At 60.5% G+C, this 25,771-nt stretch carries 23 protein-coding genes and 1 pseudogene; 12 read left to right on the top strand and 12 right to left on the bottom strand.

Annotation, left to right across the window (positions count from 1 at the left end; translation table 11 throughout):
- The first annotated feature begins 57 nt into the window (after nt 1-57).
- From AB4Z13_RS26575 to AB4Z13_RS26625, 11 genes are all read left to right on the top strand, one after another.
- Nucleotides 58-342, top strand: a complete 285-nt coding sequence (locus AB4Z13_RS26575) for a YciI family protein (protein WP_113320225.1) — start codon at nt 58-60, stop codon at nt 340-342.
- Nucleotides 339-1,352, top strand: a complete 1,014-nt coding sequence (locus AB4Z13_RS26580; protein ID WP_442207237.1) for a Gfo/Idh/MocA family protein — start codon at nt 339-341, stop codon at nt 1,350-1,352. The genes AB4Z13_RS26575 and AB4Z13_RS26580 overlap by 4 nt, the downstream gene beginning before the upstream one ends.
- Nucleotides 1,353-1,362: 10 nt before the next feature.
- Complete coding sequence (locus tag AB4Z13_RS26585) at nt 1,363-2,346, top strand: zinc-dependent alcohol dehydrogenase (RefSeq protein ID WP_310380336.1); 984 nt, start codon at nt 1,363-1,365, stop codon at nt 2,344-2,346.
- A 4-nt stretch (nt 2,347-2,350) separates the two neighbouring features.
- Nucleotides 2,351-3,409 carry an SDR family oxidoreductase gene (locus AB4Z13_RS26590; protein ID WP_442207238.1) on the top strand — a complete coding sequence of 353 codons (1,059 nt, stop codon included), beginning with the start codon at nt 2,351-2,353 and terminating at the stop codon, nt 3,407-3,409.
- Between the two features lie 15 nt (nt 3,410-3,424).
- Nucleotides 3,425-4,306 carry an intradiol ring-cleavage dioxygenase gene (locus AB4Z13_RS26595; protein WP_442207239.1) on the top strand — a complete coding sequence of 294 codons (882 nt, stop codon included), beginning with the start codon at nt 3,425-3,427 and terminating at the stop codon, nt 4,304-4,306.
- Nucleotides 4,307-4,315: 9 nt separating this feature from the next.
- Nucleotides 4,316-5,380, top strand: a complete 1,065-nt coding sequence (locus tag AB4Z13_RS26600) for a maleylacetate reductase (protein WP_113320220.1) — start codon at nt 4,316-4,318, stop codon at nt 5,378-5,380.
- A 197-nt stretch (nt 5,381-5,577) separates the two neighbouring features.
- Nucleotides 5,578-5,862, top strand: a complete 285-nt coding sequence (locus AB4Z13_RS26605) for a YciI family protein (RefSeq protein WP_113320219.1) — start codon at nt 5,578-5,580, stop codon at nt 5,860-5,862.
- Nucleotides 5,863-6,282: 420 nt separating this feature from the next.
- Nucleotides 6,283-7,257: an ABC transporter permease gene (locus AB4Z13_RS26610; protein ID WP_442207240.1), complete on the top strand. Its 975-nt coding sequence runs from the start codon at nt 6,283-6,285 to the stop codon at nt 7,255-7,257.
- Entirely contained in the window at nt 7,254-8,321 is a 1,068-nt protein-coding gene (locus tag AB4Z13_RS26615; RefSeq protein ID WP_113320217.1) for a substrate-binding domain-containing protein, read from the top strand. Before AB4Z13_RS26610 ends, AB4Z13_RS26615 begins: the two co-directional genes overlap by 4 nt.
- Nucleotides 8,322-8,384: 63 nt before the next feature.
- Nucleotides 8,385-10,895 (top strand): ATP-binding cassette domain-containing protein, encoded by a 2,511-nt coding sequence (locus AB4Z13_RS26620; protein WP_442207241.1) that lies wholly within the window; start codon nt 8,385-8,387, stop codon nt 10,893-10,895.
- Between the two features lie 123 nt (nt 10,896-11,018).
- Entirely contained in the window at nt 11,019-11,510 is a 492-nt protein-coding gene (locus tag AB4Z13_RS26625; protein ID WP_442207242.1) for a VOC family protein, read from the top strand.
- Nucleotides 11,511-11,634: 124 nt separating this feature from the next.
- On the opposite strand, the pseudogene AB4Z13_RS26630 reads toward AB4Z13_RS26625, so the two are convergent.
- From AB4Z13_RS26630 to oiaX, 11 genes and pseudogenes are all read right to left on the bottom strand, one after another.
- Nucleotides 11,635-11,976 (bottom strand): annotated as a pseudogene (locus tag AB4Z13_RS26630) (4Fe-4S dicluster domain-containing protein); the annotation flags it as partial.
- Between the two features lie 870 nt (nt 11,977-12,846).
- Nucleotides 12,847-13,062, bottom strand: a complete 216-nt coding sequence (locus AB4Z13_RS26635) for a hypothetical protein (protein ID WP_442207243.1) — start codon at nt 13,060-13,062, stop codon at nt 12,847-12,849.
- Nucleotides 13,063-13,217: 155 nt separating this feature from the next.
- Nucleotides 13,218-15,065 carry a D-apionate lactonase gene (apnL, locus tag AB4Z13_RS26640; protein ID WP_442207244.1) on the bottom strand — a complete coding sequence of 616 codons (1,848 nt, stop codon included), beginning with the start codon at nt 15,063-15,065 and terminating at the stop codon, nt 13,218-13,220.
- Nucleotides 15,062-16,096, bottom strand: coding sequence for a Gfo/Idh/MocA family protein (locus tag AB4Z13_RS26645; RefSeq protein WP_442207245.1), 1,035 nt, complete (start codon nt 16,094-16,096; stop codon nt 15,062-15,064). Before AB4Z13_RS26645 ends, apnL begins: the two co-directional genes overlap by 4 nt.
- A 1-nt stretch (nt 16,097) precedes the next feature.
- Entirely contained in the window at nt 16,098-17,162 is a 1,065-nt protein-coding gene (locus AB4Z13_RS26650; protein WP_442207246.1) for an ABC transporter permease, read from the bottom strand.
- Complete coding sequence (locus tag AB4Z13_RS26655; RefSeq protein WP_442207247.1) at nt 17,159-18,709, bottom strand: sugar ABC transporter ATP-binding protein; 1,551 nt, start codon at nt 18,707-18,709, stop codon at nt 17,159-17,161. The genes AB4Z13_RS26650 and AB4Z13_RS26655 overlap by 4 nt, the downstream gene beginning before the upstream one ends.
- Nucleotides 18,706-19,350: a DUF2291 family protein gene (locus tag AB4Z13_RS26660; RefSeq protein WP_442207248.1), complete on the bottom strand. Its 645-nt coding sequence runs from the start codon at nt 19,348-19,350 to the stop codon at nt 18,706-18,708. The genes AB4Z13_RS26655 and AB4Z13_RS26660 overlap by 4 nt, the downstream gene beginning before the upstream one ends.
- Before the next feature lie 76 nt (nt 19,351-19,426).
- Nucleotides 19,427-20,368: a D-ribose ABC transporter substrate-binding protein gene (locus AB4Z13_RS26665; RefSeq protein WP_007820525.1), complete on the bottom strand. Its 942-nt coding sequence runs from the start codon at nt 20,366-20,368 to the stop codon at nt 19,427-19,429.
- Between the two features lie 138 nt (nt 20,369-20,506).
- Nucleotides 20,507-21,334, bottom strand: a complete 828-nt coding sequence (locus AB4Z13_RS26670) for a phosphogluconate dehydrogenase C-terminal domain-containing protein (RefSeq protein ID WP_007820524.1) — start codon at nt 21,332-21,334, stop codon at nt 20,507-20,509.
- Between the two features lie 97 nt (nt 21,335-21,431).
- Nucleotides 21,432-22,766, bottom strand: coding sequence for a four-carbon acid sugar kinase family protein (locus AB4Z13_RS26675; protein ID WP_442207249.1), 1,335 nt, complete (start codon nt 22,764-22,766; stop codon nt 21,432-21,434).
- 2 nt (nt 22,767-22,768) lie between these two features.
- Complete coding sequence (oiaX, locus tag AB4Z13_RS26680; protein ID WP_113320208.1) at nt 22,769-24,025, bottom strand: 3-oxo-isoapionate-4-phosphate decarboxylase OiaX; 1,257 nt, start codon at nt 24,023-24,025, stop codon at nt 22,769-22,771.
- Between the two features lie 182 nt (nt 24,026-24,207).
- Here oiaX and AB4Z13_RS26685 point away from each other — a divergent pair, with 182 nt between their 5' ends.
- Nucleotides 24,208-24,912, top strand: coding sequence for a transcriptional regulator NanR (locus tag AB4Z13_RS26685; protein ID WP_442207315.1), 705 nt, complete (start codon nt 24,208-24,210; stop codon nt 24,910-24,912).
- Nucleotides 24,913-24,967: 55 nt separating this feature from the next.
- Here AB4Z13_RS26685 and AB4Z13_RS26690 read toward each other — a convergent pair whose 3' ends face one another.
- Nucleotides 24,968-25,711, bottom strand: coding sequence for an SDR family NAD(P)-dependent oxidoreductase (locus AB4Z13_RS26690; RefSeq protein WP_113320206.1), 744 nt, complete (start codon nt 25,709-25,711; stop codon nt 24,968-24,970).
- Nucleotides 25,712-25,771: the final 60 nt, after the last annotated feature.

A 25,771-nucleotide genomic window follows, 5' to 3' on the forward strand; every position in this document is an offset into this window, starting at 1 on the left:
TCCAGAGGCCAAACCTCCGACGACCACGCGATTGCCTGAATTCGAAAGGAATTAGACATGCATTATGTTGTTCATTGCCTTGATCACGAGGGCGCTGTCGACAAGCGCCACGCCAATTACGACGCCCACAAGGCCTATCTGTCGACCGGCAAGACCAAGACTGTCATCTCCGGTCCGCTTCTGGCCGACGACAACGAGACCATGATCGGTTCGCTTTTCGTTTTCGAGGCCGATACCAAGGAAGAGATCGTTGCGTTCAACAAGGCCGATCCCTTCACCAAGGCCGGCGTTTGGAAAACCGTCAACATCCACCCGTTCAACAAGCGAGTGGACAATCGATGACCATGCGCGAAGATAAACCCGTCATCGCAGCGCTGGTCGGTCTCGGCTGGTGGGGTCGCAAGATGGCGAGCCTCGTCAATGCCGGGGGCGCGAAAATGCATTTCGTCCGCGGCATCGATCCCAATCCCGACGCAGCCGCCTTTGCTGGCGAGATGGGCTTGCAATATTCCCATGACATGGCGGAAGCGCTCGCGGATCCGACGATCGAAGCCGTTGTGCTCGCGACACCGCATTCGCTGCACCGGGAACAGATCGCGCGTGTCGTTGCAGCCGGAAAACACGTCTTCTGCGAAAAGCCGCTGGACCTGACAAAGGCTGGCGCGCAGGCATCAGTGGATCTCTGTCACGATGCGGGACTTGTCCTCGGCATGGGCCACGAGCGTCGTTTCGAGCCGCCGATCGCTACAATCTTGGACACTGCAAAATCGGGCAAGCTTGGCAGGCTTCTGCAGATCGAGGCGAATTTCAGCCATGACAAGTTTCTGGCACTCGATCCCTCCAATTGGCGGCTGAAGGCCGATCAGGCGCCAGCAGGCGGCATGACGGCGACCGGCATCCATCTGACCGACCTCTCGGTGAAGCTGATGGGCCCTGCCGCGGACGTGCGCGTCGTTTGCGAAAATCTCGCGTCTAGCATCCCGCAGGGCGATACGATGAGTGCTCACATCCGTTTTTCAGGCGGCGGCACGGCCTATGTCTCGGCAACGCTCGCCACCCCCTTCATCTCCCGCTTCGCCGTCTTCGGGACGGAGGGATGGATCGAAGTGCGCGACAGGGCCCATGTCGAGGCACCCGATGGCTGGGTGGTGACCGAAGGCTGGAAGAACGAGAAGATCACCGTTCGTGAGCTGCCACCCGCCGAACCGGTCCGTGACAATCTGAGGGCATTCGCCCGGGCGATCCGTGGCGAGGCGGATTATCCGATCACCGGTGAGGACATGATCAACAACATCGCTCTGCTGGAAGCGATTGTACGCTCCGCAAAGAGCGGCACGCTCGAGAAGGTCTGAGGAGAAGGACATGAAAGCTCTGGTTTTCGAGGCTCCCGAAAAGCCCGTCGTCGCCGAGGTTGGAATACCGGACCTGTCGCCGAACGAGGTTCTCGTCCACACCAAGGCGGTTGGGATCTGCCACTCCGATTATGAACTGCTTGCCGGCCGCTACATCATCCCGATCTCCTATCCGGTGACACCAGGGCACGAATGGAGCGGCGAAATTGTCGAAGTCGGACGCAACGTCCAGGGCTTCAGCAAGGGCGACCGCGTTGTCGGCGAATGCGTGGTGCGCACGCCTGAGCGCCTGCATCATTTCGGCTTTTCGATCAGCGGCGCTGACCGCGAGTATTTCACGGTCAATCCGGAATGGCTTCATAAGCTGCCGGACGCCGTGGACGACAAGAAAGCCGCGCTGATCGAGCCGTTTACCTGCGGTTTTTATGCCGTCCTTCGTTCCGGCGGGACAAATGCCAGCGAAACCGTCGTGATCTCGGGTGGCGGTACGATCGGCCTTGTGTCGGCTGCGGCCGCCATCGGCATGGGCGCGCGCGTGATCGTCGTCGATCCGCTTGCCTCGCGCCGGGACGTCGCAAAGCGGCTCGGCGCAGACGTCGCGCTCGATCCATCTGACGGCGGTGCGGCAGAGACGATCCGCGAGCTGACCGGCGGAAAGGGGGCCGATCTCGTCATTGAGGCCTCCGGTCACGATGCCTCGCTTGCGGCAGCATTCGACTACGCGCGCGAGGAAGGCCGTGTGTCGATGGTCGGCATCAATATCGGCCGCAAGGTGCCGGTCGTGATCGGCCAGATTCAGATGAAGAACCTGACGGTGCGCGGTTGCATCGGCTCACCGGGTGTATGGCCGGCTGCTATTCGCTTTCTGGAACGGACAGGCATCGATCTGTCGCCGATCCAGACGCATGACTTTGCCCTGACGGAGGCGGTCCAGGCCTTTGCCTTCGGACAGGATCCGACCAAGAGTATCAAGATCACACTGTTGAACGGTTGAACCCATGACAAAGCATGCCCTGATTGTCGGCGCGACCGGCATTACCGGAAGCAACCTAGCCGAACTCCTGCTTGCCGCGGGTGACTGGGGCGTATCGGGCCTGTCCCGATCCGTCAGCCCGATCGCCGGGGTGCAAACGCTTCAGTGCGATCTCGTCGATCCGGATTCCGTCCGTGGTGCGCTGCTCGGTCTGCGGCCAAGCCACGTCTTCATCACTGCCTGGTCGCGCCAGGAGACGGAAGCGGAAAACTGCAAGGTGAACGGGGCGATCGTCCGCAATGTGCTCGATGGCTTGCAGGGCGCAAGTGTGGGCCATGTCGCGTTGACGACTGGCACCAAGCATTATCTCGGGCCGTTCGAATCCTACGCCAAGACACAGCCCGAGACCCCTTTCCGCGAAGAGCAGGAGCGCCTGCCGGGGGAAAATTTCTACTATGTCCAGGAGGATGAGGTGTTTGCTGCCGCAGCCCGCGACGGCTTTACCTGGTCGATCCACCGGCCGCACACGCTGATCGGCTATGCCGTCGGCAATGCAATGAATATGGCTGCAACACTCGCAATCTACGCATCGATCTGCAAGGAGACGGGAAGGCCGTTCGTCTTCCCTGGATCGCCGCAGCAATGGCAGGCGACGACCGATGTCACCGATGCGCGCCTGCTTGCCCGGCATCTTCGATGGGCCGCAACCACGAAGGAAGCGGCCAATCTCGCGTTCAACGTCGTCAACGGCGAGGTCTTCCGGTGGAAATGGTTGTGGCCGCGGATCGCCGCCTATTTCGGCATTGAGGCAGCACCCTATTCCGGTTCGCCCGACCCCCTCGAAAACCAGATGGCGGGCGCAGACGAGATCTGGAACGGAATGGTCAGAAAATATGACCTGCAGCCCAATGCGCTCTCGCGGGTCGCCTCCTTCTGGCATTCGGACGCAGATCTTGGTCGGCAGGTCGAGACCTTCAACGATATGGGCCGCAGCCGCAAGCTCGGCTTCATGGATTATCAGGACACGACCCAGTCCTTCACCGACGCTTTCGACCGCCTGCGCGCGGATCGCATCATACCCTGATTGGAGGAGGACCGCATGAGTGCCGACCTCACAGCACCGGTTTCGCCGGCGGGATATTTTACCGAGGAAAACTCGATCGAGACCGTCAATGCGCGCATGGCCAAGGACGTCAATCCGCGGCTCGCCAAGATCATGGCATCCCTCGTGAAGCATCTCCACAATTTCGCGCGCGAGATCGAGCTCACGCAGGAGGAATGGGAATTCGGCATCGATTTCCTGACCCGCACGGGCCACATCTGCACGCAGGAACGCCAGGAGTTCATCCTGCTCTCGGATACGCTCGGTCTTTCCATGCTGGTCGACGCCATTAACAACCAGCGGCCACAAGGGGCGACCGAAAACACCGTCTTCGGCCCGTTCCATGTCGAGGGCGCTCCCGTACGCCGTATGGGCGATCTGATCTGCCTCGACGGCAAGGGCGAAAGCTGTCTGTTCACCGGCCGGGTGATCGATCTTGACGGCAATCCGGTTGCGGGCGCCCGCATCGACGTCTGGTCGGACAATGCGGAAGGCTATTACGACGTGCAGCAGCCCGATATCCAGCCGAAGTGGAACAATCGCGGTGTCTTTATCACCGGCTCCGACGGAGCCTACAGCTTCGTCGGCATCAAGCCGGTTTCCTATCCCATTCCCGATGACGGACCGGTCGGCAAGATGCTGGCGTCGCTCGGACGCCATCCCTATCGTCCGGCCCACATGCACTACATGGTCCGCGCCGACGGCTTTGAGAAGCTCGTGACGCACACTTTCGTCGGGAAAGACCCCTACCTTCAATCAGACACCGTTTTCGGGGTGAAGAAGACGCTGGTCACGCCTTTCGAACCTGTCGAGAACGGCGATACGCTGTGGCGCTCCGATTTCGATTTCGTTCTCACCCGCACCGGGCAGGGGCGCTAGGAGGCCGGCATGGAACACTTCGTCTATACCGGAAATCCCGGCCGCGTCATTTTCGGCAGCGGCACGATCTCAAGGCTCGCGGAGGAGGCCGACAGGCTCGGTGCAAGACGCCTGCTCGTGCTCTCCACACCGGAACAGGAAAGCCAGGCGCAGGATATCGCCGCTCATCTCGGTACGCGCGTGGCCGGAATGTTCTCCAAGGCGACCATGCATACGCCGACCAATGTGACGGCCGACGCCATGCGACAGGTCGAGGCACTCCGAGCTGATGGCCTCGTCGCGATCGGCGGCGGGTCGACGACGGGTCTCGGCAAGGCGATCGCCTATCGTACCGATCTTGCACAGATTGTTGTTCCGACCACCTATGCCGGATCGGAGGCAACGCCAATCCTTGGAGAAACCGAGGGTGGACGAAAAGTGACGCGATCCGATCCTCGCATTCTTCCGGAAATCATCGTCTACGATGTCGACTTGACGCTCAGCCTGCCGGTTTCAATGTCCGTCACGAGCGGCATGAATGCCGTCGCCCATGCGGTCGAGGCGCTCTATGCCCGGGAAGCAAACCCGATCATTTCGATGATGGCGCTGGAGGGGATCAATGCGATCGTTCGCGCCTTGCCCGGGATCACCCAGAACCCTGGAGACAAGACGGCCCGTTCGGATGCTCTCTACGGCGCCTGGCTCTGCGGCATTTGTCTCGGGTCGGTCGGAATGGCGTTGCACCACAAGCTCTGCCACACGCTCGGCGGCATGTTCAACCTGCCGCACGCAGCAATGCATACCGCCGTGCTGCCGCATGCCATCGCCTACAATGCCAGTGCCGCACCAGCAGCGATGGACATGCTCGGCGGCAAGCTTGGTGCCGCCGATCCCGCCCAGGCACTCTTTGATCTTTCGAGGCGGCTCGGCGCGAAGATGTCTCTGCAGGAGCTCGGCATGCCGCAAGGCAGTGTCGGAGCTGCCGTCGAACAAGCCATATCGAATCCTTATTGGAACCCGCGTGCCCTGGAAAAGGAAGGTCTGACCGACCTGCTCGAGCGCGCTTTCCGGGGCGATGAACCCCGGGCAAAATAGGTTCGCCGCCATCCGGGAGCGTTGGACGCGACGAGGAGTTTTGCGTAGTGGGGGCAGGGAAATCCGGAAATCCAAAATGGATAATTCCACTGTTTCCTTTGCTCAGAGTGCGGTTACCATCACTATTGCGATGTCTCCGATATCCGAAATTGGACGGGAGACGGAGGGCCGATTTGGCTACCAGGGAGGGAGAGGTCATGCTTGCAGTTCGTGTCGCAATATCCAATCCCGGCAAGGCGGCCGAACGCGAAACCTATCTCGAGGACCACAAGCGCCATCTGCGGTCCGGTCGGGTCGGCATCGTCCAGTCCGGACCGATCGTGGATGAATTCGGCGAAGGCAGCGGAGGAGTTGTCGTGGCCGATGTCAGTTCGCTGGAGGAAATGCATCGCTTCAGCGCGGAGGATCCCTTTGTCCTCCACGACGTCTATGCAAGCGTCGCCATCTACGAGTGGCGGCCAACGATCGGCGGCCATCGCTAAGATGACCGCATCGGGATGCCCGCGTGTCCCGGCAGCAGCTGATTTTCTGAGGAGGAGGGAAAATGAAAGCGGCAGGTACAATCAACTGGGACGAGATCCGCGACTGGCTCGCAGAAGCCGGGAGCATTTGCAGCGGATTTCACGTCGAGTACCAGGAATCGCGAAATCCGCCCCACTCACTGTCAGCGCGTCGACGGCCTAGTCGACTGCGACCTCCGCCAAAGGCCGGCCCATCGGTGGGTTGGGTTTTTCCGAAACGGGATACCTGACGTCGGTCTCCTCTCTTGAATATTTGCCGAACGGGCCCTCCGGTTTTTGCCGGGAGCTCGGCGGCGGAGCCATGACATTCAGCGCGAAAGACAGACTTCGATGACGAACGCCTTTCCCATTGCTTCCAACAAGCATCCAAGGGGGACAATCTTGCCGATACCGCTGGCACGAAGCTTCATGACCGTCGTCTTCTCGACGCTCGTTCTCCTTCTCATATGCGCGGTCTTTGCGCCGTCGAGCCTGTCCTGGGGCGCGCTTTCGGGAAGCCTGCCCTTCGCGGCAATCATCGCCATTGTCGGTCTCGGTCAGTTGCTCGTGGTGCAGCAGGGTGGCTTCGACCTTTCCCTTCCTGGCGCGGTGTCGCTTGCCGTCGTCATCGCAACCCACTTTCCGCAGCAGAACGATGCGTTGCTCCATCAGGCAGTCCTTCTGTCGATTGGCATTTCGCTCGTCGCCGGCTCCCTGAACGGGCTTCTCGTCAGTATCTTCAGGGTGAACGCAATCATCACCACGATCGGCACCAATGCGCTGCTTTACGCAGTCGTCTTTGCTGTGTCGGGCGGCGTCCCCTCGATCACCACCAACCTTCTGGCCGAGATCGCGGGCGGCGAAAGTCTCGGCCTGCCAAACTCGGTCATCTTCGCGCTGGCGGGCATGGCGCTCGTGAGCTTCGCGCTCAAGAAAACGGTGGCGGGTCGACGGTTCGAGGCGATCGGTGCCAATCCTCTTGCCGCACGAGCTGCCGGCCTGAACGTGCGCATTCACCAGATGATGGCCTATGTCTATGCGCAGCTTCTCTATTGCATGGCCGGCACACTGATTGCCGGCATCACCCGCGAACCCACCGCCTTTCAAGGGGACAGCCTGCTGCTGCCCTCCGTCGCTGTCGTGGTTCTCGGCGGTACATCACTTCTCGGTGGGCGAGGTTATCCCGTCTCGACGGTCATCGCTGCATTTTTCCTCAACCAATTGAGCCAATTCGCACTGACGGTCGGGGTGCCGTTTTCAGCTCAAACCATCATCCAGGCCTTGGCTCTGGGTTTTGGCATCGGTGTTTACTCGATCCGCTGGACGGTAAACCGCAAGACAACGACTGGGACAAGAAAAGTGGAGGACAAAACATGAAACATGCATCTCTCTCGAAATACCTGGCGCTTTCCGTTGTGGCCGCGACCACTGCATTCGCCACTACCGGTATCGCCAAGGCCGAGGCCCCATCCTGGTGCGGCCCGAAGAAGGCAACGCTCGGACTACTGGACGGTTATGGCGGCAACAGCTGGCGCCAGGTCACGACGGCCTCCGGCAAGCAGACCGTGGATCTTTGCCCCAGCATCACCAAGTACGAATATGCTGACGGTCAGGGCGACACGTTGAAATCGATCTCCGACATCAAGAGCATGGCGGCCAAGGGTCTTGATGCGCTTGTCGTCTTTGGCGATGCAGGCCCGGCGGTGCTTCCAGCCATTACCAGCGTCTTCAAATCAGGCAAGGTCGTCGTGCCCTATCGCGTCGCCGTTGGTGGCAAGGATGGCCAGAATTATTCGAAATTCGTCGGCGCATCCTTTGAAAACGATGGCGAAAGCTGGGGCAACTGGATCAAGAGCGTCCTGCCGAAAGGCGGAAACCTCCTCTTCCTCTCCGGGCCTGCCGGCAACAGCCAGGGCCTCGATGAACTCAAGGGCCTCAAGAAGGTTCTTGGCCCCGAATATGTGTTCGTCAATCAGGAGCCCTTCGCCGTCACCAACTGGGATCCGGCGCTGACACAGAAGGTACTGACGGCGGAAATCGCCAAGAACCAGAAGATCGATGTGATCATCTCCGACTTCGGTCCCTCTCTCGTCGGTGCGCTGCCGCTCTTTGCCAAACAGGGGAAGTCGATCCCGGCGCTTGCTACCTCTGATGGCAACTCGCTCGGCTGCTTCTGGCAGGACAACAAGGACAGCAATCCGGACTTCAAGCTCTTCACGGTCGCAACCGGCAACGACAATGTCAGGCTCGCGGTCCAATGGGCCGTCGCGCTTGCCACCGGCGGCACGCCGCCGAGCGAACAGGTCTTCAAGGCACCGGCCTTCGAGGATTCGGTATCCGGCAAGCCAAGCGCGGTGCAGTGCCGCAAGGATCTTCCGGGCGCGATCTACCTGTCCTCCGAACTTTCAGCCGAGGATCAGGCAAAGGCGGTCGGAAAGTAATCGTAAACATCCAGGACCTGCCCGAGCTCCGGGCAGGTTTTCTCTTCCAGCGGATGACAAGCTATGGCTGCAGCAGAAATCAATGCAATCGCGACACCGTTGTCGACCCGTTCCGACCAGACGATCTGCCTGACCGGAATCCACAAATATTTTGGGGGTGTTGCCGCGCTTCGCGACGTGAGCGTCGAATTCCGGCCGGGCGAGGTCCATGCCATTCTCGGTGAGAACGGTGCAGGCAAGTCGACATTGATGAACATCATCGCCGGCACGCTCCAACCGAGCGAGGGCGAGATCAGCTTCGAGGGCGAGCGCATCAGGCAGATGACGCCTGAGTTCGCAAGCACCATCGGCATTGCCATCTGTTTCCAGCATCCCGCCATCCTCAACGACCTGTCGATCCTCGAAAATCTGAGCGTTGCCCTGCCGCCATCGATGTTTTCCGGCAGGCCCATGAGCGAAGTCGCAAGGGAGATGCTCGACACGGTCGGATTGGCACTACCGTTACACATGCGCGCCGGCCAGATGACGGTGGCGCAGAAGCATTTGCTCGAAATCGGCAAGGCGCTCGCAATGAAACCGAAGCTCCTCATCCTTGACGAGCCGACGGCCTCCCTCGACCAGGAGGCAACTGACATGCTCTTCGGTCTCATCCGCAAGGCGGTGAAAGCGGGCACCTCGGTGATCTACATCACCCACCGTCTGGCAGAGCTGCGCCAGATCGCCCAGCGCGTCACTGTCATGCGAGACGGGCGCGTGCGCGGTTCGGCACTTGTCGATGACACGAGCGATGCCGAGCTCGTCAATCTCATCGTCGGTCGCACGCTGGAGGCTGCCTTTCCGCCAAAGTCGAAGCGGGTCGGCGGTGCGGCCAGTTTGTCCGTTGCGGGTTTGAGCGGCCACGGATTTACCAATGTAAGTTTTGATGTAGCGCGCGGCGAGATCATTGGCGTCGCCGGTGTCTCCGGCAACGGCCAGACAGAGCTGATGCGCACGCTTGCCGGTCTGCACACAGCAGAGGGGGCGGTCACGCTTCACGGGCAAGCCGTCAATCAACCGACGCTGTTGCGTCAATCTGCCTTCATGCCGTCTGACAGACATCTCGAAGGCGTGGCGAGCGGCCTGACGGTGCGCGAAAACGCCACCTTCTCTGCGCTGGAGAAATTCGCCGCAAGTGGCGTCATGAACAGTAGGAGAGAGCACGAAAAAGTCACCGCGATCTTCGGCGAGCTGGCAGTCAAAGCTCCCGGTCTCGAAGCACCGATCATGTCCTTGTCCGGTGGCAATCAGCAAAAGGTGGTAATGTCGCGCGCCCTCCTGTCAGAGCCTGGCATTGTAATTGCCGACGAGCCGACGCAGGGTGTGGACGTTGGCGCGCGCTTCGAGATCTATCGTATCCTGCGTGACGTATCGGAGGCAGGAACGCCTGTTGTCGTCAACTCATCCGATGCGGTCGAGCTCGAGGGGCTGTGCGATAAGGTCATCGTCATGTCGCGCGGTCACGTCGTCGAAACGTTGACCGGTGATGATGTCACCGAAGAGCGCATCGTCGCGGCGGCCGTCAAGGCCGCAACTCACGATGTCGAAAGCGGTTCGATATCAGGGGGGACCGCACCGAACGGGCTGCGCCATTTCCTGCAGTCGGATATTGCGCCCGCCGTGCCGTTGGCGCTTGTGAGTATTCTTCTCGGGCTTTTCGTCAATGGTCAGAACGACAACTTTCTGTCGATCTACAACATCTACAACATCCTCCTGCTGTCGACCGCGCTGGGCTTCATCGCCCTCGGACAGACGATCGCGCTGCTCATGGGCGGCATCGACCTATCCGTCGGCCCGCTTGCCGGTTTTCTCGTCGTCGTCGCCTCGTTCTTCGTCACTGAGGATATGTCGAGCGGTATGATGTTGATTGGATTTCTGCTCATGCTGACGGGTGCGTTCGTCACGGGCGCCGTGAATGGCGTTTTGATCCGATACGCGAACTTTACGCCGATTGCGGCAACACTTGCCATGTATATCGCGATACAGGGTTTCAGCTTTCTGCTGCGCGAAAACCCGGACGGCTATATCAGCTCGACCGTCACAGATTGGATCAACTGGCAATGGGGGCCGCTTCCCGTCGCCTTCCTCATCCTCGTCGTCGTGACGCTGATTGGTGAATACGCGCTGCGCGGATCGAGACTTGGCTGGCGCTTGCGGGCGGTCGGTTCAAACGAGGAATCCGCACGCAGAATGGGCATTCGTGTCGATCTGACCTATATCAGCGGCTATATCGCTTGCTCCCTGATGACCGCCGTCGGCGCACTCATGCTGATGACACAGATCGGCGTCGGTGATCCACGCCAGGGCGTCAACTACACCTTGTCCAGCATCACGGCGGTCGTACTCGGTGGTACGAGCCTGACGGGTGGTCGCGGAACATTCATCGGCACGGTCCTCGGTGCCGTCCTGCTGACGGAAGTGCTGAGCGCGGTGACATTCCTCAGTCTCACACAGACCTATCAATATCTTTTCCAGGGCATCCTGATTGTCGTCGCGGCGCTGATCTATTCGGCTGCCCGCAGGCGGACAGCACACTAGCTGTGGCGACCTCCTCCGCGACTGATGGCAAGCCGCAGTTTCTATCAGCACACGCACGTCCGGCATTTTCGAGCGTCTCAACAAATTGGATAAGGTTATCATATGACGGGCAGGGTCTACGGCATGCACCACATCGGCATTACGGTGCCGGATATTGAAGAGGGCATTGCATTCTTTCGGGCGGTCTTCGGTGCGATCGAGGTCTTTCGTACAGGACCCTTCGATGTCGACCAGGATTTCATGGCAAAAAAGCTGGGCGCATCCGCACAATCGACCATACGCGATCTGGTGTTCCTGCGTTGCGGCGAAGGGACGAGTGTCGAGCTGTTTGAATATAGTGGCGAGGAAGACAGCCGACCGAAGCGATCCTCGGAGGTCGGCGGCATGCATCTTTGTTTTGAAGTCGACGACGTTCATGCGTGCGCGAATCGATTGCGAGCGCAGGGCATCGACATGCTGGATGGACCCAACTTGGTTGAAAGCGGACCATTGGCGGGATTCAATTGGATCTATTTCCGAGCCCCGTGGGGGTTGATTTTGGAAGTCGCGAGCTTCGCCGAACTCGGCTATGAGCGCAATTCGCCTCATCGGTTATGGAGAGTGGAGCGGAAGTGAACTTCGGCGCCAGCTGTTGAGTTGTTGGTGGGTCAAGAGCGCCGGTGCTAGTGCGAATGTTGTCCTCGCGTGACTGTCAAAGAACCGGACGCCTGCCAGGTTGGCGGCAGCGTCGATGCAACGGTCACATATTCGGATAGACCGGCCCTTCGCCACCCTGCGGCGGAACCCAATTGATATTCTGGTTGGGATCCTTGATGTCGCAGGTCTTGCATTGGACGCAGTTCTGGGCGTTGATGACGTAGGTTTCCTGGCCATCCTTCTCGACCCATTCGCAAACGCCGGCCGGACAGTAGCGGGTCGAGGGACCGGCATAGATGTCGTGCTCGGACGACTTCTGCAGCGCCATGTCCTTGACCTTGAGATGCACCGGCTGGTCTTCCTCGTGATCGGTGTTCGACAGGAACACCGAGGACAGCCGGTCGAAAGTCAGGACACCATCGGGCTTCGGCCAAAAGGCCGACTTTCTGCCTAAACTGCTCATAATAGCGTTCAGCGGCTTGAGGTTGGTGAAGACCTATCTCGACATAAGTATTGATGACGTCGTCCTCGGCTTGAGGCGACCAAACGAGCTTAACCGCCATGATTGCGAGCGGCGTTCAGTTTCTGACGGGCTCTTTCGTGGGTTGCCTCGAAATTAATAGCTTGCGGCTTGCCCCGCGCTCACAATTCGCGAAGATGCACAATATCGTCCTTCCGGCTAGCCCATTTCGCAGACCAGTCACGCATGGCTTCGCGTACAACTTCGCTGCTGCTGCTGGCATAAGCACCCCTTTCGACCGCATCGCGCAAAAGCTCAGCTTGCTGCGGTGTTACTGCAATGCTAACCTTTGAGACGTTAGACATGATTGCTGCGCGGCGGCAAGTATGTCTTAGAGCGTCAGGGCCAGCAGCAGGCAGTGATACAGTGCTTCCGTAGCCTGATGAAGCAAGAAAGCGCGTTGCTTAGGGTATTCCTGTCCCAATGCGTCTTCTGCCTACAGGAAACGTCTCGCGTTTTGGCTCCATTCATCGAAATACCGCTGCGTTTCAACGTTCGCCTCTTCCTTCGTCAGGGCCTTCGGCCGGACGAAGGGATGACCTTCCTCTTCGTAGAGGACCTTGCCGTCTCTGGCGATATCGACAAAGAACGGCCGGCCGCGCGACAGTTGGTCGTTGACGTTATGCAGGCTATGGACGATCGGAATGACCGGCGTCTCGATCCGGTGGACATCTGTTCCTGCAGGAACCGTTCATCAAGCGAAAGCCAAAGCTCCTGTTCCTGCGCAAAGCTCTCTGAATTGACGACGATGAGAATATCGTAATCCGAGCGATAGCCACTCAGCCGGTCTTCCACTCAGTCGCCGCGGGCGTAAGAGCGGTAGAGGATGACCTTGAGGATCTTGCCATTGGCTTTCTTTGCAGACTGCTTGGTTGACCGAAACTGCTCGATCTCGAAGAAGATGATCTCCAGCACGCGGGCAAGATCGCGCCGCTTGCTGGCCGGCAGATGATCAAGGGTGTCGGTCAGTGTCAAAGCCACATCAAAGCCTTCGGTGGGAATCGTATCCATCGTAACGGCTCGCCCGATATTTCGCATATAAGCGTTCGACGAGAATAGAAACATAAAAGCAACCACAGAATGTGCGTGGCCTGGATCTTTAAACGGTGCATCCTCCTCGGCACAGACACTGATGCCCACCGGTCTGCGCGATGTGCCCGAAAGCCCTAAACGGCGAGTTTGATCGACGCCGTACCAAAAGGCGCAAGTGCCATGCTCTTGCCTTGCGAGTCCGAGCCGAAGGCACTGATATCGATGCTTTGCTCTTGGGCCGTCAGATTGACGATATGCAGCGTCGACCCCGACAGGAAGGCCAGAACCTTCGACGGATGCGAAGACGTGCAGCCAATCCAGGCTGACCCGGCAAGGCTGGACAGCAGCTTCACGATGGTAAAAAGCGGCCTGTTGCCGCCTTCTTCCGTTGGTTCTGCCTTACCGGCAACCAGGCCGAAGGGGCCGGTCAGCGCTGCGAGCGTCAGGCATTCGAGATCGGCATCCAGCACGCGGATGGCGTAGCCGAGCGCAAAGGCTTCCGCGAAGCGGCCATTGTGGCGTGGATCGCGGTTTGCCATCGGAATGCGGCCGCCGGCGGGATTGTCCATGGTGCGGTTGCCATAGGGGTTCTGCCGCATGGGAATGGTCGATGGACCGATCCGGTAGGGCTTGTCGCCATAGATGGCGCGTACCGAGCCCGTGATGAAGGGCAGCGCTTCCAGTGTCTGCATGACGCTCAGATCATCGGCGGCATGGACGATCGGGTTGGTGCAGTGGCTGATAAAACCGAGGCGATCGGCCGGCACGCGCTTGCGGTTGAGCTCGGTGAAGTAGCTCAGCATGCCGCCGCCGATGCGAATGCCGGCAAAGGCCTCGTGCGCTGCGGCATAGACCTCTTCAAGCGGCGGGCATTCGGGCCACTTGCTGCCCGGAGGCGTCGACTGCCGGTCGACGGAAGGGGAGATCATGATGGCATCGGGGCGGAAACCCGCAGCCTGCATCTGTTTGGCAATTTCGGCAGTTTCGGATGCTGGCGACTGCTTGCAGGGCAGGGCGATCTCCAGCGTCGACCGTCCGCGGTGAAGCGCGGCAATCGCGGCAAAATCCTGCAATGCATCAGCGCCATGCCCGGCGTTAGGATCGAAGTGGAAAAGCAATTCCTGCGGGGCAATCCCCGAAAGCAGATCACGGGCCGCAAGCACGGCCTTGGCTTCATCAGGCGCGACGATCAGGCCAATGGCCGGCATGGTGCCGCTGTGCTCACCCGGTTCGAGCCGGATCGCGCCAGCAGCGGAGCCGGCGGCGGTCGTTTGTCCGCTCCTGGTGTCGCGGATGGAAAGGACGATCCTGTGCCGTACCGGTTCGTTGGCGGCGATCTGGTAGGGCCAGGGAAGCGCCAGCGGGCGCACATAGGTCTTGTAGGAGGCATCCGACCAGTTGCGCTGGTCTTCCATCTCGAATGTATCGCCTTCCATACGGCACTCGGCTGAAACGCCCGGCAGCACATGATGGGTGATCGCCCGCATATCCTTGAAGGGCTGCCAGGGGTCGATCCGGTCGGGAAAGCGCGTCTCGTTTACGCGACCATCCACATGCTCGACCTTGGCCGGGCTTCCGGCAAGGCCGACGATCGGGTGCAGGATGCAGAAACCGCAGCGATTGGTCTCGAAACCGGTCGGCGAGAGCGCGCTGGCTTCGAAGATCAGTTCACGCTCCGTTGCCGCAATATGCACCGAAATGGCAAGCCTGCTATCCTCGGGTCCCTTGCAATGGGCGACATAGCGGACGGAAAAGGCACCGTTGCCCTGCTCGACCCAGAGATCTTCGATCCGGGGGCTATAGGTTCCCCAGTCGCGGTCGCGCACCAGATAGGAGACGGCGCGCAGCACCTCGATACCGTCATAGCGGATCGTGCGCAGATTGCCCTTTGCGAGATCGGCTGAGAGGCGCCCGGCGGTCAGGCGGACTGGATGCTCTTCGGCCTCATGCGTGCCGTAGAGGGCGAAGGCGTCCGTCGTCATCTCAGCATGGCCTCCACGTCGATCGTCTTTCCCGATGCGGCACTGTCATAGGCCGCTTCGACAAGGGCAAAGGTCTTGAGATTGTCGGCGCCCGACGTTGCCGGCTCGCCGCCATTTTTCAACTTGTCGACCCAGTGCTTCTGGATCGCATAGACGCTTTCCTGAATATTGTGCCAGGGCCGGGAGGCCCAGGAGAGCAGCTGCGGCGAAGCGTCGGAAACGACGGTACCTGCCGCATTGGTCACTTCGAGCCGATAGCCGGCCGAAAGGCGGATCGTGCCATCGGTGCCGTCGAGCTCGATCAGCGTTTCCGGGAAGGGGTCGGTGCCAAGCTTCGTCGCATAGCTGACGTCGACGATGGAAGTTGCGCCGCTTTCGTGGTCGAGCAGGATCGTCGCGACATCCTCGCCCGTGATCTTTGGGTTGACGCGTTTCGTGCGCGCCGTCAGCGCTTTCACGTCGCCGAGGATGAAGCGGGCAATATCCAGTGTGTGGATGCCGAGATCCTCGATGATGAAGCGTTCGCCTTCGGCGAGATAGGGCTGGCCGGAAAATACGTCATAGGCGGAGCGGAAGGAGAAGCGGCCCCAGAAGGGTATGCCGATCGCCTTGTTGTCCAAGAGCCGGCGCACGGCCTGGATGGGTGTCTGCCAGCGGAAATTCTCGTGCACCATCAGCGGAATGCCTGCCTTCCGGCAGGCTTCGACCATCGCCTTGGCATCGGCAAGCGTCTTGGCGAAGGGTTTTTGGCAGATGGCCGGGATGGTGTGGCTGGCTGCCATTTCCACCAGCGCCCGGTGGCTCTGGACCGTGGTGGCGATATCGACGAAATCGAAGCCGCCATCGGCAAACATGGCCGCCGCATCCGTATAGCGCCTGTTAATGCCGAACTGGTCGCCGACGATTTTCAGGCGCTCCGGATCGCGGTCGCAGATTGCCACGATCGCGGCACCATCAACATCCTTCCATGCATGCATCTGATTGATCGCAAAGAAGCCGCAACCGATCAAAGCACCTTTCACGTCAGCCATTTCAACCTGCCTTTGCCATCTGCATGAGGGTTACGCGCTGCTGCAGCCGACGCTGCGCCTGGTCGACGACGACGGCGATGATGATCACCAGACCCTTGATGACCATCTGCCAGAAGGAGGAAACCCCCATCATAACCAGTCCGTCGGAGAGAATGCCGATGACGAAGGCGCCGATGATCGTTCCCCCGATCGTGCCGCGCCCGCCAGACATCGAAGTGCCGCCGAGTACGGCTGCGGCAATCGCGTTGAGTTCGAAGCTTTCGCCCGTCGCCGGATGCGCGGCCATCAGCTCCGAGGAGATGACGATGCCGACGATCGCGGCGCAAAGCCCGGAGAACATGTAGACGAAGATCTTGACCAGATCCACGCGGATGCCCGACATGCGGGCGGCGCGCTCATTGCCGCCGACGGCAAAGATGTGGCGCCCGATCGGCGTCGAGCGCGCGACGTAAGCGGCTACCAGCGCCAGCACGATCAGGATCCAGATCGATACCGGCAGGCCAAGAACGCGGCCCGCCCCGAAGAAATCGAAACCGGTCGTCGCATATTCCGGCCGCCCGACGAGGTTCGGAAAGGTCTGGCCGTCGGATGAAAGCAGCGCCAGGCCGCGGGCGACATAGAGCGTGCCGAGCGTGGCGATGAAGGGCGCGACATTGAGCCTAGTGATCAACAAGCCATTGATCAGGCCGATGAAGAGACCGATTGCCAGCGTGATCAGCACGATCTCGACGAGATTGAAATAGACCGTATAGCCGATCGGCAGTTCGATGCCGTAGAGGATCAACCCGCCGGCGACCATGCCGCACAGGCCGACGATCGAGCCGACCGAGAGATCGATACCGCCGGTGATGATGACGAAGGTCATGCCCATCGCCAGGAAGGCATTCAGCGCCACATGTTTCGACATGAGGATCATGTTCGCCGTCGAGGTGAAGTTCGGCGCGAAGATCGAGAAGAAGATGATGACGGCAAAGAGCGCGATGAAGGTTCGAAGCTTCATCAGCGTCAGGAGGAAGGAGCCGTTCGCGCCCTTCGGCGCGGAAGTGGATGCGGTAGCCGCCGTCATGACGCAAGTTTCCCTTGATGTTCGTGCCCCTTGGCGGAGGCCGCGATAATGGCCTCTTCCGTTGCTTGCGCGCGGTCGAAGACGGCGATGAGATGGCCGTTGCTGAGCACCGCGATGCGATCGGAAAGCGCCATGACCTCTTCGAGGTCGGATGTTGAAAACAGGATGGCGAGGCCATTGGCGGCAAGCCGGCGCATGGTGCGGAAAACATCCGCCTTGGCGCCGACATCGATGCCGCGGCTCGGCTCGTCCATCAGCAGAACCTTCGGATTGGTCATCAGCGCCTTACCGATGACAACCTTCTGCTGGTTGCCGCCGGACATCGAGGTCACCTCGAAGTCCGGGTTCGGCGCTTTGATCGAGAGATCGCGGATCGCCTCGACGATGGCGTTCTTCTCTGCCTTGGCATTGATATGGAAGAGGCGCGTGAAGCGGCCGAGGCTTGCAAGCGTCAGGTTCGATGCGATGGAGAGCACCTGCACCAGCCCTTCGCGCTGCCGATCCTCGGGAATGAGCGCGAGGCCCCGGCGGATGCGCCGCGTCGTATCGCGCGCTCGTACCTCCTTGCCGTCGATGAAGATCTTGCCGGTCGAGTGCGCATGGCGGCCGATGACGCATTCGAAGAATTCGCTGCGCCCGGCGCCCATCAGCCCGTAAATGCCGAGGATCTCGCCTGCCCTGACCGACAGTGAGACATTATCGACTGCAAGCCCGCCGGTCGGCCGCGGCAGACTGATATTTTCGGCGCGGAACATTTCCTTGCCGAGCGCATGATCGTCGGATTTCGCAAAATCCTTGGCATCTGAGCCGATCATCGAACGCACGATCCAGCGGGTGTCGATATCCCTGACCATGGCATGGCCGGTAATCTGCCCGTCGCGCAGCACGGTGATGTAATCGCCGATCCGCATGAGCTCTTCGAGGCGATGCGAAATATAGACGATCGCGACCCCTTGCGCCTTCAACTCGCCGATCACCTTGAAGAGGATCTCGACTTCGGCTGCCGACAGCGCCGACGTCGGCTCGTCCATGATGAGGATGCGGGCATTCAGCGACATTGCCTTGGCGATCTCGACAAGCTGCTGCTGGCCGATCGGAAGATCCTCGACCATGGTCTCGGCATCGATGCCGGCATCGAGACGCCCAAGGAATTCGTTGGCCTTGCGGACCTGTTCCTTGTGGTCGATGCCGAGCACGCCGCGGGTCAGTTCGCGCGTCGCAAAGATGTTTTCGGCAACCGACATATTGGCGAAAAGATTGAGCTCCTGGAAGATCATGCCGATGCCATGCGCCTGCGCATCGGCGGGGCTGGCGAAGGAAACGGTTTCACCGTCCAGAATGATGTTCCCGAGCGTCGGCGGTTCGACGCCGGCGATGATCTTCATCAGCGTCGACTTGCCGGCACCGTTTTCGCCGACCAGCACGTTGACGGCGCCGCGGCGCAATTCGAGATTGGCACGCTTGACGGCGACGATGCCGGAATAGACCTTCGACACGTCGTCGAGGCGCAGGATGATCTCGTCCTTTGGAGCCTCGGCGATCGTCATGGTGCCACCGTCAGCGCCGAAGGGGTCACGAGCGGCAGATCGCTGCCCGAAGGCAGCGGAAAAGCGCCGGTCACGGTCACCGTTTTGCCGACCAGCCCGTCGCGCGGGACCGCCGACAGGAAGGCGCTATTGGCCTTCTCATTGAAGGACTTGCCGAACTGCGCCCATTCGATCTGGTTCTTGAACTCGTTGAAATTGACGAAATCCAGCGTGTCGCGCAGCGCCGTGCCGCGGATGGCAGGCCCGATCTGCACTTTTGCGTCGGCTTTGCCGTCGCCATCGGCATCGACATCGAGCGTTGCCGCCCGCGAGGCGGTATCGGCGGCAACGACCTTGCCACTGAACTTGACGGCATAGGTCCAGGGCGAGCTCGCCTGTTTGCGCGGATTGCCGTATTTCTCGCCGGCCTGGTCGGGGCTCGAAACGGCAAGTGCTGCGACATCCTTCAGCGCGCCGGCGCGCTTTTCATAATAGGGCACGACTTGCGGCTGCCAAATGGCATCGACCTTGGCATTCGGATCGAAAGCGCTCTTGGCCGCCGCTGCGGCTTTTTCTTCCGCAGTCGGTGTCTTGATGATCTTGCAGCCGGGCAAAGCCGCCGCGACGAGCGCGGCGATCAGGGCGCCCCTGATCCTCAACATGCGATAAACCTCGAAATGAAAGAGAATAGGCTGCAGGGAGCGCGGTCTCCCGCGCTCCCTGCAGCAGTCGTCCGCTTTACTTTGCGATGGCAAAGGTCTCGAGCTTGCCCGCATTGTCGGCGTTGATGAGGACGCAGTCCATGAGCTGCTTTTCTTCCTTCGGTGCCGTCTTGTTCTTGATATAGGCATCAGCCTGTTCGACAGCCATCTGGGCCTGTGCATAGGCCGGCTGCAGCACGGTTGCCTTGATGCCGCCTGATTTGATGGAGTCGCGCACATCGTTGGAGCCGTCGAAACCGACGACGATCACGTCCTTGCGGCCGGCAGCCTGAAGAGCGGCGATTGCGCCCATGGCCATCGTATCATTGCCGGAGATGACGCCCTTGATATCGGGGTTCGCCTGCAGGATGGTTTCCATCTTGGCGTAGGCTTCCGTCTGACTCCAGTTGGCCGACTGCTTGGCGACAGATTTCAGATCAGGATAGTCGTCGATGACGTCATGATAGCCCTGCGAGCGGATGCCGGCATTGGTGTCCGACTCCTTGCCGACGAGCTCGACATAATTGCCCTTCTCACCCATCAGCTTGACGAATTCCTGCGCGCCGAGCTGGGCGCCCTGATAGTTGTTGGAAACGATTTGGGCGACGGCAACGCCGGTCGCATTGATTTCGCGGTCGATGAGGAAGGAGGGGATGCCGGCATCCTTAGCCTTCTTGACGGCGGCAACCGATGCATCGGCGCCGGCATTGTCGAGGATGATCGCCTTGGCGCCGCGGCCGATGGCGGTATCGATCATTTCCGACTGCTTGTTGGCGTCGTCGTCATGCGTCATGACGAGCGCCTCATAGCCGAGTTCCTTGGCCTTGGCTTCGGCGCCGACCGCTTCCGCCTTGAAGAAGGGGTTGTCGTGGGCCGGCGTGATGATGGCGATCAGGTCCGCCGAAAAGGCCGGCATCGCAACACCAAGCGACAGGGCGCCGGCGAAGGCTGCAAGGGTCAGTCTACGTGTAAGTTTCATGGTTTCTCCTCCCAGGTTTGACGCATGGCCGAACCAATCCCGGTTCGGTTCAATCCATGCGAGATCGAAAACCGGCCGGTCTTCAAAGTCCCCCCGGGCCGGCAAAGGCGGCAAGGCTCGAGCCCTGCCGCGGCAGTATCAGGTGATGCGCCGGATGCTGTCGGCGATCTCCTGAGGTTCGAAGACCTTCTTCCAGTCGTCGCGCATGAGGGCCGGAATGCCGAACTCGATCGCCTTGTTGCAGGCATCCGAGAACACACCGTCGACTTCCTTGAAGATGACGGCGCCGAGCACGTTCATATGCCCGAGCAGGAAGTCGCGGGCGGCTTCCGCTGGAACACCGCGGGCGACGCATTCGTCCATCGCCTGGCGCATGATCACGAGCAGCGAGGCGCAGACGGTTTCCGAAAGGCCGGGCTCCAGCATCGCCATCTGGTCGACCGTGACGCGGTGCGAGCGCATGACCGGCGCCCAGATAACCTTTGCGATCTCTTCGCCGAGGCCATAAGCGCTTTCCGGACCCTGCATCAGGGCGGAGACGATGTGCTGCTTGGCAAAGAGGCCACCAAAATGGTCCTTCTTCGCCTGCATCTCCGTCTCGTCGTTGAAGATCGGCGGATGGCAGGGGTGGGTCACGAAATAAGTTAGGTCCGCGCGCTCAGGCAGATGGCCGGCAAAGGGGGCGGCGGCGTCGAGGGCGACGACCATCGTGCCGGGCTTCAGCTTGTCGACGATACCAGCTGCAACCTTGCCGATCGCGGTATCCGGTACGGCGAGGATCACGACATCAGCGCCATCGAGCGCGGCATCGGCCGGCGTACAATCGATGCCGAGATCGTTCTTCAGGCGCGCCTTGCCGGCGTCGCTGACCTCGACATGACGAACGTCAAAACGGGAACCTTTGAGATTTTTGGCCAGCCGGTATCCCATTTTTCCGCCGGCGCCAAAGAGGGCAATTGCAGTCATGTTTCCTCACCTTCATATGCGGGGATTGGTATCGTAGCTGGTATGATGAGTCAATCACCATTCCATTATCGTTCGCGGACGAAGTCACCCGATCGCATCATGCCTTCCTTCCGTCCCGGATCTGCGCGAAATAGCCGTCGGCGCCGACTTGCCCGCCCTTCAGCGCAATCTGCAGCCCGTCCGTCGACGCGTAGCCGCCATGGGCGGTGCAGAGCGGCGAACCGGGGGTCTGCGGCAGCGGCAAGAGGGTCGTCAGTGCATCGACGCGCAATTCCTTCAGCGCATGGCTCGACGTGTCGCCGCCGGCAATAACGGCGCGCGAAAGCCCTTCGGTTTGGACAAGGCGGCGCAGGATGGTTCCGAGCGCGCGACCCAGCCGATGACGGGCGCCGGGTAGCTGGTCGATATCGGCGCCGCGATCGGCCGAGGGTCCAAGGGCGGTGTGCAGGATGACGCTGCGGCCGGCTTTCAGCGCGGCAAGGCCTGCTGCGACCGCGACGTCGAGTGCCGCCTCGGCATTGATGCCGACGAGTGCCAGAGGATCGAGTGGAATATCATGAAAGCCGTCGGCAATTGCCGTGCGAATCTGCCGTTCCGTCGTCGGCGAGACGCTGCCGGAGACGACGGCGAGCCGATCCACCTTACCCGGCGACTGAAACTCGACGCCCTGGCCGATCAGGCCCTTTTTGCGCCACGCATCGATGAGCGCATATTCGACGCCGGAGGAGCCGGCGACGAAACTGCCCTTGGCAGCCGCGATGCGCTGCAGCTGCCGGCCGGCGGTGGTCTGGCTCTCGGCGGAATCGACATCGAGAAGCAGGATGCCTGATGCCTCGGCGATCAGCTGGTCGGTCCTCGCGTCCGCATCAGGTGATGCAAGCAGCGTCAGATCGGCGAGCGAAACGGCAAGGTCGGTCTGTTTGCCGAGATGAACGGCAAGATCCGCCTCCTGCATGGGCGTGACGGGATGACAGCTCATGACCGGGTGGCGGTCGATTCGGAAAACGCGCCCCTGATAGGCGGCAAAGAGATTGCCGAAGGCCGTATAGCGCTTGAGTTGCGGCGCACCGACGATGATGGGCACCAGCTCCTGCTCGAAGATCTCTTTGCCGATCTCGATCGCCTTGCCGATATTGCCGACTTGGGGCGCGGAATCGAATGTCGAACAGACCTTGTAGTGGCAGATATTCGCCTGCAAGCCTTTCAGCCATTGGAAGGCCGGGGCAAGATGTTCCTGCATCCAGGCGGGGCTCTCGCTGCGGCTCGTTCCGGCAATGCCGACAGCCCGGCAATCTCGGAAGCGGTCAAGCAGTGCCTGCTCGGGAATGCCGAGGAAGAGCACGGTTGGAATGCCGTTGCTGGCGAGCGCTTCCATCACATCGGTGGAGCCGGTGAAATCGTCGCCGTAATAACTGACGAGCAGGTCGCGCATCCTCACGCCGCCTTGCCGTCGCTGAACTTGGCAATCGATGCAGCAAGTTCGGGATGATCTTTGGCGTAGTCGTCGAGCGGAATGTCGGCGACTGCCGCCTGCCAGGCCTGCTGTACGGCGCGTACGCCGGCTGCCGGTCCCTGCGGATGGCTGACGATGCCGCCGCCGCAGAGATAGAGAAGATCGGTGGTGCGGCCGGTGCGCTGATAGGTTTCAGGTGCCTGGCCGCCCCACTGGCCGGAGCCGGCAACGGGAAGCGGGCAGTCGGAGGGGGTAAAGAGTGGCGTGCTGATCGCCTTGAAGGAAGCAACGAAGCTTTCGTCCGGCTCCCAGTATTTCACACGGATGCCGTTGATCTGGAACTGGTCGACGCCGAGCATCCGCCAGAGCTGTTGATAGACCTTGAAGTCGAGGCCGATGCCGGGGTGGCGCGTCAGCACGTCCCAGCCGTTGCGATGCGCATGCAGCACAAGGCCGGAGCGTTTGCGCAGGAAGCTCATGCCGCCAAAGCCGATCGAATTGATGTTGACGACGGCGCAGTTGCCGCCAGCCGCAAGCACGAGATCGTGGTTGCGCATCATCTCGTCGGGATCGGCATGCGAGATGCCGAACGCATACATGACCTTCTTGCCGGTCTTCTGCTCGTGATCGAGAATGCGGGGCATGATCGCCGCCACGCGCTCTTTCAGCGGCGAATAGGCGGGGCTCATCAGCTTCTCGTCGTCCTTGATGAAGTCGACGCCGGATTCGATCAGTTCGCCGACAAGCTCCGCCGTCTCGTGCGGGCGCAGACCGAGTGCCGGCTTGACGATCGTGCCGATGATCGGCCGGCCCTCGACGCCGGTCAGGCGCCGGCTGCCGGGAATGCCGAATTGCGGGCCGGGATGGGCTTGTCTGAAGGCCTCCGGAAGCTTCATGTCGACGACGCGCAGGCCGGTCATGCCCTTGATGGAAAAGGTCCCGCCGATCGCGATCGTCATCAGGGCCGAAAGATCCGTGCCGATCGCATCGAGCGGGAATGCGATATCGACATCGGCGCGCTGCAGCCGTACGCCTTCGGGCGCCTCCGGCCAGGAGGGATGGCCCGCATCTTCCAGCGAACGGATGGCAAGCACCCGGGCGGCGACCCGCGACTTCAATTCCTCTGTCTCGCCCGGAACCGGAACGAAGGTGCCTGTCGATTGATCAGAGGCGATCTTGTTCGCCATCGCTTCGACGCTGCCGGGCGTCTCGATGCGGTAAGTGAGGGTTATCATCATGAAATTGCCGGTTGCTCCTCTCGCCACGTCAAGAAGCCATGGCGTCAACTTGTAATCTGGTATAATGAGTATTCCATTTTCTGCAACGGAAATTTTCAACAGGTGTGAATTTCGCTTGGCGCGCTTTGTCGTCGGTCGGTGAAAATGCTAAGGGGAGAGAAGATTTGAGCCAGCGAGACGCCATGACCTCAGCCATCGAGCCAATTGTCCGTCGAAAACTGTCTGATGAAGTTTTTGACCGGCTGGAACGGCTGATCACATCAGGAGAGTTGCAGCCGGGCGACGAAATGCCCTCCGAGCGCGTTCTGATGGAACGCTTCGGCGTCGGCCGCCCCGCCATCCGCGAGGCGATGCAATCTCTCGCCAACAAGGGCCTCGTCAGCATCTCGCACGGCGAGCGGGCGAAGGTCTTGAAACTGACTGCCCAGTCGATCTTTCGCCAGGTCGACCTGACGGCGAAGATCATGCTGTCGCAATCGGCGGATTCGCTGGAGCACCTGAAGAGTGCCCGTATCTTCTTCGAGCGCGGCATGGCGCGGGAGGCCGCCCAGCGCGCCAAGCAGGCCGATGTCGAAGCGCTCCGCGAGATCATCGACCATCAGCGCGCCTCGCTCGGCCACGCCGAAGAATTCATTTCCGCCGACATGCGGTTCCATACCCGCATCGCCCAGATCTCCGGCAATCCGATCTATGTGGCCGTCAGCGAAGCCATGCTGGCATGGCTGAAGGAATATCATACGGAAATGCTGATCTGGACCGGCAAGGAAAAATATACGCTCGCCGAACATGAAGAGATCCTGGAGCAGCTTGGCGCCAACGACGTCGATGGCGCCGAAGCGGCGGTGCTCAAGCATCTGGAGCGTTCGCGTTCGCTTTATATGAAGTAGAGCCAGCCGCTTGCGGCGAACGGCGCGGCAACGCCATTCACGCGCAAACAGAATGTCAGTGGTGACAGCAATCCTGAGCCACTTCAGGCGCTGGCGGAACGTAAGCGGCAAATTCCTGCTCAAGTGCCTTTATGACGCCGGTGCGCCAGCCATCGGCAACGCGTTCGGAATAGGGGTCGGGGAAGATATCCTCCTCGCCTCTTTCGAAACCGTCGAGTATTCCCGCTGCCACCAGGGTAGGCGGCGACTTCGGTACCTCGAAGCCGCGTGTCATGTCGGTATCAACCGGCCCCGTGAAACAGCTGTGCACCGCGACACCTCGGCCTGACAAGAGCGCTCGGAAGGCCTGCATGAGATTATGTGCCGCCGCTTTCGAGATCGAATAGGCCGGCGTGGACGCGACCGGCACGAGTGCCGATAGGGAGAGATTGTTGATGATAGCGCCTTTCGACCGCGTCAGCGCCGGCAGCAAAGCCTGGGTCACCCTCAGCGGCCCGAAGAAATTGACCGCCAGATGGCGATTGATGATGTCTGTATCGCCGAGATCGTCGGGCATGAAGATGCCGGCATTGTTGATGAGGATATCGAGGTTTCCGACAGTAGCGGCCGCCTTCTGGACATCCCACTCATCGGTAATATCGAGCTTTACGAAGGTGACGCGTTCATCGTCATGCTGTTGCTCGCCGCGCGATCCCGCATAAACGTGCTTTGCACCGCGCCGCAGCGCTTCGTCCATGAGAGCTCGGCCGATGCCGCGATTGGCGCCGGTGATCAGCACCGTTTTGTTTTCGATGTTCAAGACATGCTCCTATAATTGACCATGTCATCAGGAGGGGTTCCCTGATGATCGCCAAGGAGC

The organism is Rhizobium sp. YAF28, from assembly GCF_052113285.1.
GTDB lineage: Bacteria > Pseudomonadota > Alphaproteobacteria > Rhizobiales > Rhizobiaceae > Rhizobium.